An 11,204-nucleotide genomic window follows, 5' to 3' on the forward strand; every position below is an offset into this window, starting at 1 on the left:
GCGAGGCGGGACTACGCCTCGGAGAGGGACCGGAGCTCGGCCATCGCGTCGTCGAGGTGGTCGATCAGCTCGCCGGGGTTCGGGACGAGGTCGCGGCACGACACCAGCCCCACGTGGACGGTGCCGTCGTAGGAGAACACCGTGATGTTGAGGCCGCCGCTGACGCCGGTCACCACCGAGAGCGGGTAGTAGGCGAGCACGCGCGTCCCGCACAGGTACAGCGGGAACTGCGGGCCCGGGACGTTCGACACGATCAGGTTCATCGGCCGGACCGGCAGCCCCGGCAGCACGCTCAGGGCGAGGCGGGCGACGGGTCCGGCGAGCGGGGCGGGCACCACCCCACTGAGCTCCCGCACCCACACGCCGGACGATCCGACGAACCTGCGCTTCGCGCGCTCCATGTCCTCCCGGACGGCCGCGTACCGGTCGGCCGGGTCCGCGACGTGCACCGCGAGCGGCGCGGACATGAGCGACACGTGGTTCCCGGCGTCCCCGGCCTCGTCGGCCGCGTCGCCGCGGCGCAGCGAGACCGGGACGCCGGCGACGAGCGGGCCGTCCGGGAGCGCGCCGCGCTTGTCGAGCCAGGTCCGCAGCGCGGACGCGCACACCGCCATCACCACGTCGTTGACGCTGCCGCCGAGCGCGGTCCGGATCTTCTTGATCTCGTCGAGCGGAAGGTCGCCGAACGCGACCGCGCGGTGCGGACCGACCGGGCCGTTGAACGGGGTCGGCGGCGCGCTGACGCGCGGCGCCTCGGGCACCTCCTCGCGGCCGAGCGCGCCCTGGACGGCGTGCGTGACGCGCGCGACGCCCGGCAGCGCGGCCAGGCCCGGCACCTCGTCCAGGTAGGGGGCGGTGCGGGCGACCGACAGCGCGGCGCGGAACGGGTGCAGCGCGGTCTTCAGCAGCCCGGTGCCGAGCCGGGAGAGGGGGTTCGGGGCGCGCAGCGGCGCGGCGTCGTCGGCGGGCAGCTCGCGCGGCTCGGGCGACAGGTCCAGCAGGGCGGCGAGCGTCTCGGCGGCCATCACGCCGTCGATCGCGGCGTGGTGCGCCTTGACGTACACCGCCGCCCGGCCGCCCGACAGCCCGTGGACGACCGCGATCTCCCAGAGCGGGCGGGACCGGTCGAGCGGACGCTCGTGCAGCGCGGCGACGGCCTCGGCGAGCTGCTCGTCGGTGCCGGGGGCGGGCAGCGTCACCTCCGAGACGTGCCGCACCGGGTCGAAGTCCGGGTCGTCCTCCCAGTAGGGGCGGTCGAGACCGAAGGGGACCTCGACCAGCCGCTGCCGCAGCGGCCTGGCGGCCAGGTGCGCGCGCTCGCGGATGAGTTCCGCGACCGCCGCCACCGTGAGCCGGCCACCCGGCAGGCCGCTCGGGTCGAGGATGCCCAGTCCCGCGATGTGCGCTTGCGTGCTGCCGCTCTCGGCGTGGAGGAAGGTGGCGTCCAGGGTGGTCAGCTGAGTCATCTGAGTGGTGTCCCGCTCTCGTCGCTGGATCGTGCGTTCGCTGGATCGTGCGCCGGGCCCGGCTGAGGTGGTTCGGGCCGCCCGTCGGCGGATGCCCTGTCTCAAGGAGTTATGCGGTACGGCACGGTAGGTCAATGCGGGTGGTCAATAAGTAACACCGACTTAACGGGACGTTTCCCCCATTTCACTTGGGCGGCTCCCGATGGACCGTTGGAAAGTTACCGATTTCTGTCGTCCGCATGTGGTCACTTTTCCCCACTCGCTAGGCTGGGGCGCCATGACCGCACGACCACTCGCGGAGATCGTCGAGGCGGGCTGGGCCGAGGCCCTCGCACCCGTCGCCCCCCGCATCGCCGCCATGGGCGAGTTCCTGCGCGCCGAGGTCGCGGCGGGCCGCCGCTACCTGCCCGCCGGGAACCACATCCTGCGCGCCTTCCAGCAGCCCTTCGCCGAGGTGCGGGTGCTGATCGTCGGGCAGGACCCGTACCCCACGCCGGGGCACCCGGTCGGCCTGTCCTTCTCGGTCGCCCCGGACGTCCGGCCGCTGCCCGGCTCGCTCGTCAACATCTACCGCGAGCTCGGCAACGACCTCGGGCTGCCGCCCCCGTCCACCGGCGACCTCACGCCCTGGACGCACCAGGGCGTCCTCCTCCTCAACCGGGCCCTCACCGTGATGCCGGGCAAGCCCGCCTCGCACCGCGGCAAGGGCTGGGAGGAGGTGACCGAGCAGGCCATCCGCGCGCTCGCCGCCCGCGGCCGGCCGCTGGTCGCCATCCTCTGGGGGCGGGACGCGCGCAACCTGCGTCCGCTGCTGGGCGGCGTGCCCTGCATCGAGTCGGCGCACCCGTCCCCCATGTCCGCCGACCGCGGGTTCTTCGGCTCCCGGCCGTTCAGCCGCGCCAACCAGCTCCTCGCCGAGCAGGGCGCCTCCCCCGTCGACTGGAAGCTTCCGTAGCGCGACCACGCCTCTGAAGGCCTCAGAGACCCTGAAGCCCTCGGAGACCCTGAAGCCTTCGGAGACCCTGAAGCCTCGGAGCCCTCGGAGACCCGCGGTCACCTCCTACCCGTTCGGGTGACACTTCAGTCACCCACGGTGGGCGAGGGCTCCGTCCCTCACTCCTCCGGGAGGCGGCTCAGCAGATCGCCGAACTCGGCGTTGACCGGGCCGCCGGGCGCGTGCATGACGGGCGTCAGGCGGCGTTCGCCGTGCGACCAGTAGACGCCGGGCGCGCAGGGGTCGTCGGCGTTCGCGTGCATCTCGGCGACGACGTCCGCGAAGACGGGGATGACCTCCTCGACCGCGCGGTCGGCGATCGGGTAGAGGAGCAGCGTGCTGTGGCTCGGCGCGCCGACCAGCGCGCCGTGCTCGTTCGGGGACGGCAGGAACTGGTGCACCTCGGACAGCAGCGCCGAGACGTACGGGCTGCCGGGCTTGGTGATGACGCGGACGTCGCGGCCCGGCAGCAGCGGCTGGTCGCGGACCTCCACGTCGGCCAGCTCCCGGTCGTGGGTGTTCGTCATCACGTAGCCGAGGCGGCGCAGGCCGAGCAGCCCGGCCCGGTCGCGGGTCAGCGGCCCGCCGTAGCGCGGGTGGTCGATCACGACGACGGCGTCGAAGTGGTCGCCCGCCGGGACGACGACGAGCCCCTCGCGGTCGCGCGGCGCGAGCTTCGGGACGATCCGCAGCCGCAGCCGCTCCCGGACGTCGCCGAACAGCTCCATCTCGCCGACGGCGCGGAAGGCGCGGTCGCCGACCTCGCGGACCCACTCGTCCACCAGCCGGGGCCAGCGGGTGCGGGGCTGGTCGGCGCAGCGCTCCAGGACGGTCGCGGTCGAGGCGCGCGCCTGCGAGTGCCCGATCGGCAGGACCATCTCGGAGGTCGCGGCGTCCAGCCAGGCGCTGGGCGCGAGCACCGGAAGCAGGTCGCGGATCAGGGCGTGCACGTCGGACGCCGCGTCCAGCGATCCGCCACTCTGCCGTCCGCCCGCCGGCAGTCCGCCGTCCTGGCGCGCGCCGTCCCGGCGTCCACCGCTCTGAGGTCCGCCGCTCTGACGTCCGCCGTCCTGACGCCCGTCCACCGGCCGTCCACCGCGCTGCCGTCCGCCGCCACTCGCCTCTGGTTCCATTCCGCAACCTCCCTTCACCGGAGCCCGTCGCTGTCCCGGACAGCTTCTCAGAGTCGGCCCCTCCCGCGCGATCCATCCGGCAGGCCGGTCGCTGATCTTGGTCCGCGCAGGTAGGTTGCAAGCATGTCGGAATACGTGTACCCGCCGGTGATCAAGACGGCGCTCGGCCTGTTCAGAGCGCTGAACCTGAAGATCCGTCTTGAGGGGACCGAGCACATCCCGCCCACCGGGGGCGCGGTTCTGGTCAGCAACCACATCAGCTACCTCGACTTCATCTTCGCGGGTCTCGCGGTCCACCCGGCCGGGCGACTCGCCCGGTTCATGGCGAAAAGCGAGATTTTCGAGAACCGGATCGCCGGGCCGCTCATGCGCGGCATGCACCACATCCCCGTCGACCGGGAGGCGGGCGCCGCGTCCTTCAAGGCCGCGCTCACCGCGCTCAAGAGCGGCGAGATCGTCGGCGTGTTCGCCGAGGCGACCATCAGCCGCTCGTTCACCGTCAAGGACATCAAGAGCGGCGCGGTGCGGATGGCCGTCGCCGGCAAGGTGCCGCTGATCCCGATCGCGATCTGGGGCCCGCAGCGGATGTGGACCAAGGGCCGCAAGCGGCGGCTGTTCCAGCGCAACATCCCGGTCACCGTCCTCATCGGCGAGCCGATGTACCCCAAGCGCGGCGACGACTACGACCAGGTCACCAAGGACCTGCGCGCCCGCATGTCCGAGCTGCTGGAGAAGGCGCAGCGCGAGTACCCCGACATCCCGGCCAAGGGCGAGTCCTGGTGGCAGCCCGCCTACCTCGGCGGCTCCGCGCCGACGCCCGAGGAGGCCGAGGCCCTGGACGCCAAGGAGGCCGAGGAGCGCCGCGCCCGCCGCGAGGCCCGCGCCGCCGCCGCTGCCGCCGCGTCCGAGACCCCCGCCGCGTCCGAGCCCCCCGCCGCGTCCGAGACCCCCGCCGCGTCGCGGAACGCCGCCACTGCCGGGACCACCGAGGCCACCGAGTCGGTGAAGCCCTCCGATGACACGGCGGAAGGGAAGTAATTCGCTGGACGTGGACGGCCTCCGCTACCGATCATCGAAGACATGACGGCGTCACGAGAGGGAGGCGGGGAGTTCCTGCATCTGGTCGAGGCCCCGGAGGTCGCCACGGCCTCCGGTGACGACCTCACGCTGCCCGTGGTGCTCAACCTGAGCGACAGCAACTCGCCCGCCGACGTGATGGACGTGCTGTCCCTGCGTCCGTTCGCGTCCGGGGAGCAGCCGTGGTCGCGGTCGACGCGGCTGGACGACGTCCGCAAGGACGCGCCGCTGCTGCCGGCGGGCGCGCGGCTGCTGCGGGTGGCGAACGAGAAGGACAAGAAGTCCGTCCTCGCCGAGGGCGACGGCTGGACGCTGCTGGTGAACCGGTGGTCGCACGGCACCGCGTACGTCGCGGTGTCGGCGGTGAGCGAGGAGCTCGCCGGGACCGTCCTGGACGAGACCGTCAAGGACGCGACCGAGCCGCCGAAGCCGGTGGAGACGCACGTCGAGATGGGGTTCTGGCACCACGGCCGGCACGGGCCGCAGCGCACCGAGCGGTCGATCACCGCCGACCCGTGGTCGGAGGTCCGGCGCAACTACAGCGAGGGCGTGGCGACCGCGCTCGACCGGGTGATGGCCCTCACGCCGGGCGAGGTGGACGGCCGGATCCTGCTGCTGCACGGTCCGCCGGGCACCGGCAAGACGACCGCGCTGCGGGCGCTGGCCCGCGCGTGGAAGCAGTGGTGCCGGTCGGACTGCGTCCTCGACCCCGAGGCGCTGTTCGGCTCGCCGAGCTACCTGATCCAGGCGACGATGGGCGAGGAGGACGACGAGGAGCGCGACTGGCGGCTGCTCATCCTGGAGGACTGCGACGAGCTGATCCGCGGCGAGGCCAAGCAGTCGGCCGGGCAGGGCCTGTCCCGGCTGCTGAACCTCACCGACGGGATGCTCGGCCAGGGCCGGGACGTGCTGGTCGCGATCACCACCAACGAGGACCTGGCGCGGCTGCACCCGGCGGTCGTCCGGCCGGGGCGCTGCCTGGCGCAGATCGAGGTCGGACGGCTCGGCCGCGCGGAGGCGCTCGCCTGGCTCGGCGACGACGCCGACGACGCGGCGCGCGCGGCGGTCGGCCCGGACGGGGCGACGCTGGCGGAGCTGGCGGCTCTCCGCAAGGGAGAGCCGCGCCCCGCCGACGGCCCGGATGCCCCCGGCACCGCGACCGGCTTCTACCTCTGACGACCCGGCGGGGGAACCGGACCGGGGACGCCCCGACAGGGACGTCCCTCGGGAAGGGGCCCTCGCCGGGCCGCCTCGCGGCGGCTCGCCGGCCCGCCTCCCGGCAGAAGGCTTCGGCAGGACCGCCCTCGGAACGTGGGGCCGCACCGTAGGACCGCCGCCGCGCGGCTCCGGGACTCCCCACCCTTCGCCGCGCCCCCCGTGCGGCACCCGGCCGCGACCCGCCGGACGCAACGCCCGCCGCACCGCACCCGAGTGCCCCGCGCCCCGGAGCCCCCCGGCCCCGGCACGCAGCCTCGAACCCCCGCACCGGACCGGCACGCGAGCGACCCGCGCACCTCTCAGCGCGCGAGCGACCCGCGCACCTCTCGGCGCGCGGACGTGAAGACGCGCCGCTCCGGAGGTCCGGTGCGGCGCTCGACCGCGGGTCGGCGCACCCGGTCCCCCGGCCGGGTGCGTCCGTTCCCGCGCCGGTTCCGGATCCCCCGATCCGGAGCTCGGCTCCCCCGTCCGTGCCGGTCCCCCGACCGGCACGAGGCGTGCGGGGCGTCCCGGTCCCCACCGGGACGCCTCCCCCGCGAACGCCCCGGCCCCCGACCGGCGCGCTCTCTCCGCCCGACGCCCCGCCTCCCCCGAAGCGGCGCGTCAGTAGGTGGGACGCCCCGAACCCCCGATCGGTTCGTCCCGATTTCGCCGCACCGGAACCCCCGTTCCCGGTGCGGCGGCAACCCCGCCGGGATGCGACCGCCGAACCCCACTCGTCGGCGGCCGCACGTCCGGTCGGGATCGCCCGTCGTACGGCCGGCCGGAGCGCCCGCCCGTCCGGGGAGGAGGAGAGGGTCCGCCCGCCGGAACTCCCACCCCGCGAAGGAGCTCCGGCGACCGGGGCCTGTTCCGCCCGGTTGGGCGGGGCGCTCTCGGCCGGTGAAAGAACTATCGCGCGTCCCGGGTCATACCTACATCCGGGATTCCACGGTCATCGGACACGTATCCCTGCGCGGCACCACTACGTACCGATGCCGCGGCGACGGCACGTAGGTGGTCACGCGCCCCTGACGCGTCCGGACGCCGCCGCCGCGAACAGCCGCCGGTACGCGCAGCGCAGACCGTGGACATCCCTGACCGGAGCGCCGAAGCCGACGCGGAGGTCGCCGTCCGGGGTGCGCAGCCACAGGCCGTGCCGGTCCAGCGCCAGCGGACGGACCTCCCCGGGCCCCGCGCCGGGGACGAGCCGGGCCAGCTCGGCGCGGTGCGCGCCGTCCAGGTGGCCCAGCATGGACGGCTCGACCGCGACGAACGGGTCGGGCCGGGCGTCCCGGTACTCCTCGGGTTCGAGGTCGGCGGTGCCCCAGGAGTCGGAGATCTCGATCTCGGCGAGGTCCATGGTCAGGATCGTCCAGGCGCCGGCGGCCGGGCCGTCCTCGGCGGCGAGGTCGAGCAGTTCGGGACGGGGGTGCAGGCGGGCGAGGCGGTCGGCCGCGTCGCGCCGCCGGTCGGACGGCAGTTCCGACACCCAGCCGTGCAGCCAGGCGCGTCCGCGCACCCGGTCGGGGAACGGGACGGGCGCGACGTCGCTGATCCGGAGCGTCGCGGGCAGGTCGGGGACGCCCGCGAGGGCCACCACGACCGGGGACTGCCGGGGCATGAGCAGGAGCGGGGCGCCGTCCTCGTGGGTGGTGTGCGCGGGCACGGGGTCGTACGGGACGCCCGGGGCGACCAGCACTCCGCCCGCGATGCCGTAGGCCGCCGTCCGGGCCCGTTCGGCGGCCTCCGGCCCGCCGCCCCACGCCAGGTCGTCGCGCGCCGCCCGGTCGCGCTGCGCGGCGGCACGCGGCCGGCCGTCGTGCGCGGCCCCGTCGCGCCGGGCGGCGTCATGCGTCGGGCCGTCGTACGGGGCGCCGGTGCTCGGCTCGTGCATCCCAGCCTCCTTGACTATGTAGGTTAGGCTTACCTAAGTAAGCACGCCGCACGTCAGGAGGTCAATCCGTGAACAACACCGGGCCGAAGGTCCGTCTGTCCCGCGCCCTCGGCCTGCCGCTCACGCCGAAGGCCGTGAAGTACTTCGAGGCGCGCCCGTACCCGCCCGGTGAGCACGGACGGTCGCGCAAGAACGAGTCCGACTACAAGGTCCGGCTGCGCGAGAAGCAGCGGCTGCGCGCGCAGTACAACATCCGCGAGACCCAGCTCCGCAACGCCTTCGCCAAGGCGGCCAGGGTCAAGGACGCCAAGACCGGCGAGGCCCTGATCGTCGACCTGGAGCGCCGGCTGGACGCGCTGGTCCTGCGCGCCGGCTTCGCCCGGACGATCTACCAGGCCCGGCAGTTCGTCGTGCACCGGCACGTGCTGGTGAACGGCCGCCGGGTGGACCGGCCGTCGTTCCGGGTGCGTCCCGGCGACGTGATCCAGATCGCCGAGCGCAGCCGCTCGATGGAGCCGTTCCAGGTCGCGGCGGCGGGCGCGCACGCCGAGAACGTCCCGCCCTACCTGGAGGTCCTGACCGACGCGCTGACGGCGCGGCTGTCCCGCCTCCCCGAGCGCCGCGAGATCCCGATCGTTTGCGACGAGCAGCTCGTCGTGGAGCACTACTCGCGCTGACGTGGAGCACTCCCCACGCCGACGCGGAGCACTTCTCGCGCTGACGCGGGATCGTTCCTCGCGCCGACGCGCCCGCTTCCCCCTGGACAGGTGTCCGCCTCCATCGGTTAGAGTCAACCTAGCGATTGCTTGGCACGCGCGCCGCCGCCACACCGGCCGCCGTCCCCACCCCCGATGGAGGCACCAGGACATGATCGAGTTCCAGCCCGTGACCGCGAACATCGGCGCCGAGGTGACCGGCGTCGACATCGGAAAGCCCCTGGACCCCGAGCAGGTCCAGACCCTGCGGGACGGCCTGCTCAAGCACATGGTGCTGTTCTTCCGCGAGCAGCACATCACCGACGACGAGCACGTCGCGTTCGCCAAGCAGTTCGGCACCGCGAACCTCCCGCCCATGGACACCTCGGGCAGCGCCGTCCACGTGCTGGACCAGACCGACCCCAAGGGCGAGGGCGGCGACTCCTGGCACAGCGACAACACGTTCATGAAGACCCCGCCGATGGGGTCGCTGCTGCGCGCGGTGATCCTGCCCGAGGTCGGCGGGGACACCCTGTGGGCGAACATGTACATGGCCTACGACTCGCTCGCGCCGTGGCTTCAGCGCCTGTGCGACGACCTGTACGCCGAGCACGACCTCACGATGTCGGTCACCAAGGCCATCGACAAGGGCCACCGCATGGACCTGCGCGCCATGCAGGAGAAGAACCCGCCGGTCGTCCACCCGGTCGTGCGCGTCCACCCGGAGACCGGGCGCAAGGCCCTGTACGTCAACCGGTCGTCGGTGACCCGCCTGATCGGGCTGTCCCGGCGGGAGAACGAGGCGCTGCTGCCGCTGCTGTTCGACGCCGTCCGGGACCCGCAGTTCCAGGTCCGGCTGAAGTGGCGGGTCGGCACGCTCGCGTTCTGGGACAACCGGCCCACCCAGCACTACGCGGTCGCCGACTACACCCAGCGGCGCAAGATGCACCGCGTCACGATCAACTGCCCCGAGGGCATCGACGACGGCGTCCCGAAGGGCCCGAACGGCGTCACCGGCGCGGACGCCCCGGCCGAGAAGGCCGCCGCCCGCTACCTCTGACCGAACGCGCGCGATCGGACAGGTGGCCTCGCCGCCACCTGTCCGATTCGCACAGGTTTTGGACGGACGTCTTGATCGGCCCGCTCGGGGCTCCCTAGGCTCGTGCTCCCCGTAGTCCGCCAACCAGTCCGGGAGCACCATGCGCGCCTGGGGTAAGCCCGCCGTCCTCGCCCTGGCCGCCGCCGCGTCGGTCGGGCTCTCCGCCTCGCCGGCCTCGGCCGCCGCCAAGGTCAGCAGTTTCAGCGTCCCGTACGGCACGTCGTCGGTGAAGGGCACCGTCACCTGGTACGCCGACCGCGCGGTGTTCGCGTCCACGGAGGTGGCCGGGGACGGCTGCCACGTGTTCGCCTACGTCGTCGGCGGCTCGTCGCCGGAGCAGACCGTCCGGAACATCTCCTGCAACTCGACCACCAAGCGGTCCATCACCGTGAAGGTGACCTCGCCGAACGTCGCGCTCGTCGAACTGTTCAGCTTCGACCTGAGCGGGGTCAGCTCGTCCTGCTACCCGAGCCGGACGGCCTGCGACAAGCCCGTCGTCGTCAAGCCGTGACGAGTGCGGGCCCGGTGCGCGCCGGGCCCGCGTCCGCCGGTCCCGGTCAGTTGCTCGGCTTCGCCGAGGGCGTGCCGGACGGCTTGCCCCCGTTGCCGGTCTGACCGTTCTGGCCGTTCTGGCCGTTCGGGCTGACCGGGATCGAGCTGGAGCCGGAGCAGTCGGTGCTCTGCTGGCTCACCCCGGACGGGAACTGCTGCGTCACCTTCCACGAGCCGCCGCTCTTCGCCAGCGACAGCCGGATCAGGCTCGCGGGCGCGGCGGTCGAGCCCTGGCTGCTCTGCACGGTGATGTCGGTCGCGATCGTCGCGGTCGCGAACTTCCCGTCCACGTCGCCGACGAACACCTTGCTCGTCTGCGACTTCAGCGACAGCCCCGGGTTGGTCTTGAAGTTGTCGCCCAGGTTCGGCACAGTGCAGCGCTTGTACAGCTCCAGCAGGTCGCCCGCGAGCATCCCCTGGACCTTGTTCATCTGCTGCTGGTAGTTGGACGCGTTGTAGTTGAACACCGCGTCCCCGTACGCGGTGGCGACCTTCTCCACCGCGTCCCGGTCGTGCTCCTTGCCCGAGAGCTTCGAGGCGGACGTCCACTGCCAGATGCCGAGGGACGCCAGCAGCGCGACGACCACCACGGTCGCGATCGCGGCGTTGCGGCTCATCGAGAACCCGCCGGGGCCGGAGCGCGAGTCGAGGTTCACCGCCCCGCCGCCGTCCCCGGACGCCCGCCTGGTCTCCGCCTTCTCGGGAGCACCGTCCTCTTCGGCCTCGTCTTCCGCCTCGGCCTCGTCCTCGACGATGGTCGGCTTGGCCTTCTTCGCAGCGGGTGCGGCCGTCTTCGCGGCTGGCGCGGCCTTCTTCGCGGCGGGTGCGGGCTTCTTCGCGGCCGGCTTCGGGGCGGGTTCCGCTTCCTCGGCCTCTTCCGCTTCGAGGGCCTCCAGGACGTCGTCGAGGTCGTCGTCGTCCTCGATGACCTCGATGACGCGGACGCGGCGCTTGCGCTTCGCCGGAGCCTTCGGGGCCGCGCGCTCGGCGGTCTCCTCCGGCTGCTCCTCGGCGGCCACCTCCGCGGATCCGGACTCGGCCGCCTCCTCCGCGGCCTCGTCCTTGCCGGCGTTCCTGGTGGTCTTCGCAGTCAC

General features: G+C 73.4%; 10 protein-coding genes. 6 read left to right on the top strand and 4 right to left on the bottom strand.

Features of this window, described 5'->3' with window-relative positions:
- Positions 1 to 11: 11 nt before the first annotated feature.
- Entirely contained in the window at positions 12 to 1,466 is a 1,455-nt protein-coding gene (locus ACFPCY_RS29895; protein ID WP_378260561.1) for a WS/DGAT/MGAT family O-acyltransferase, read from the bottom strand.
- A gap of 277 nt (positions 1,467 to 1,743) precedes the next feature.
- On the opposite strand from ACFPCY_RS29895, the gene ACFPCY_RS29900 reads away from it, so the two are divergent.
- Positions 1,744 to 2,421, top strand: coding sequence for a uracil-DNA glycosylase (locus tag ACFPCY_RS29900; RefSeq protein ID WP_378260563.1), 678 nt, complete (start codon positions 1,744 to 1,746; stop codon positions 2,419 to 2,421).
- A gap of 158 nt (positions 2,422 to 2,579) precedes the next feature.
- On the opposite strand, the gene ACFPCY_RS29905 is transcribed toward ACFPCY_RS29900, so the two are convergent.
- Positions 2,580 to 3,593, bottom strand: a complete 1,014-nt coding sequence (locus ACFPCY_RS29905; RefSeq protein WP_378260565.1) for a hypothetical protein — start codon at positions 3,591 to 3,593, stop codon at positions 2,580 to 2,582.
- Positions 3,594 to 3,716: 123 nt separating this feature from the next.
- On the opposite strand from ACFPCY_RS29905, the gene ACFPCY_RS29910 reads away from it, so the two are divergent.
- The gene (locus ACFPCY_RS29910; protein ID WP_378260567.1) at positions 3,717 to 4,631 is read left to right on the top strand and encodes a lysophospholipid acyltransferase family protein; all 915 of its coding nucleotides are present in this window, start codon (positions 3,717 to 3,719) and stop codon (positions 4,629 to 4,631) included.
- A gap of 42 nt (positions 4,632 to 4,673) precedes the next feature.
- Positions 4,674 to 5,846, top strand: a complete 1,173-nt coding sequence (locus tag ACFPCY_RS29915; RefSeq protein ID WP_378260569.1) for a DUF5925 domain-containing protein — start codon at positions 4,674 to 4,676, stop codon at positions 5,844 to 5,846.
- A gap of 1,042 nt (positions 5,847 to 6,888) precedes the next feature.
- Here ACFPCY_RS29915 and ACFPCY_RS29920 read toward each other — a convergent pair.
- Complete coding sequence (locus ACFPCY_RS29920; RefSeq protein ID WP_378260571.1) at positions 6,889 to 7,764, bottom strand: DUF2470 domain-containing protein; 876 nt, start codon at positions 7,762 to 7,764, stop codon at positions 6,889 to 6,891.
- A 68-nt stretch (positions 7,765 to 7,832) separates the two neighbouring features.
- Between ACFPCY_RS29920 and rpsD the strand changes: the two genes are divergently transcribed.
- The 3 genes from rpsD (at position 7,833) to ACFPCY_RS29935 (ending at position 10,069) form a co-directional block, all read left to right on the top strand.
- Positions 7,833 to 8,441: a 30S ribosomal protein S4 gene (rpsD, locus tag ACFPCY_RS29925; RefSeq protein ID WP_378260573.1), complete on the top strand. Its 609-nt coding sequence runs from the start codon at positions 7,833 to 7,835 to the stop codon at positions 8,439 to 8,441.
- A 190-nt stretch (positions 8,442 to 8,631) separates the two neighbouring features.
- Positions 8,632 to 9,519 carry a TauD/TfdA dioxygenase family protein gene (locus ACFPCY_RS29930; RefSeq protein WP_378260575.1) on the top strand — a complete coding sequence of 296 codons (888 nt, stop codon included), beginning with the start codon at positions 8,632 to 8,634 and terminating at the stop codon, positions 9,517 to 9,519.
- A 139-nt stretch (positions 9,520 to 9,658) separates the two neighbouring features.
- Positions 9,659 to 10,069: a hypothetical protein gene (locus ACFPCY_RS29935; protein ID WP_378260577.1), complete on the top strand. Its 411-nt coding sequence runs from the start codon at positions 9,659 to 9,661 to the stop codon at positions 10,067 to 10,069.
- Positions 10,070 to 10,115: 46 nt separating this feature from the next.
- On the opposite strand, the gene ACFPCY_RS29940 is transcribed toward ACFPCY_RS29935, so the two are convergent.
- The gene (locus tag ACFPCY_RS29940; protein WP_378260579.1) at positions 10,116 to 11,204 is read right to left on the bottom strand and encodes a hypothetical protein; all 1,089 of its coding nucleotides are present in this window, start codon (positions 11,202 to 11,204) and stop codon (positions 10,116 to 10,118) included.

The sequence above is a fragment of the Actinomadura gamaensis genome, from assembly GCF_042652125.1.
In the GTDB taxonomy this organism is placed as follows: Bacteria; Actinomycetota; Actinomycetes; order Streptosporangiales; family Streptosporangiaceae; genus Spirillospora; species Spirillospora gamaensis.

Bases quoted from the DNA above. Each gene is read 5' to 3' on its own strand.
- ACFPCY_RS29920 (WP_378260571.1), bottom strand. From the start codon at position 7,764: ATGCACGAGCCGAGCACCGGCGCCCCGTACGACGGCCCGACGCATGAC.
- ACFPCY_RS29905 (WP_378260565.1), bottom strand. From the start codon at position 3,593: ATGGAACCAGAGGCGAGTGGCGGCGGACGGCAGCGCGGTGGACGGCCG.
- ACFPCY_RS29930 (WP_378260575.1), top strand. From the start codon at position 8,632: ATGATCGAGTTCCAGCCCGTGACCGCGAACATCGGCGCCGAGGTGACC.
- ACFPCY_RS29935 (WP_378260577.1), top strand. From the start codon at position 9,659: ATGCGCGCCTGGGGTAAGCCCGCCGTCCTCGCCCTGGCCGCCGCCGCG.
- ACFPCY_RS29900 (WP_378260563.1), top strand. From the start codon at position 1,744: ATGACCGCACGACCACTCGCGGAGATCGTCGAGGCGGGCTGGGCCGAG.
- ACFPCY_RS29915 (WP_378260569.1), top strand. From the start codon at position 4,674: ATGACGGCGTCACGAGAGGGAGGCGGGGAGTTCCTGCATCTGGTCGAG.
- ACFPCY_RS29895 (WP_378260561.1), bottom strand. From the start codon at position 1,466: ATGACTCAGCTGACCACCCTGGACGCCACCTTCCTCCACGCCGAGAGC.
- ACFPCY_RS29910 (WP_378260567.1), top strand. From the start codon at position 3,717: ATGTCGGAATACGTGTACCCGCCGGTGATCAAGACGGCGCTCGGCCTG.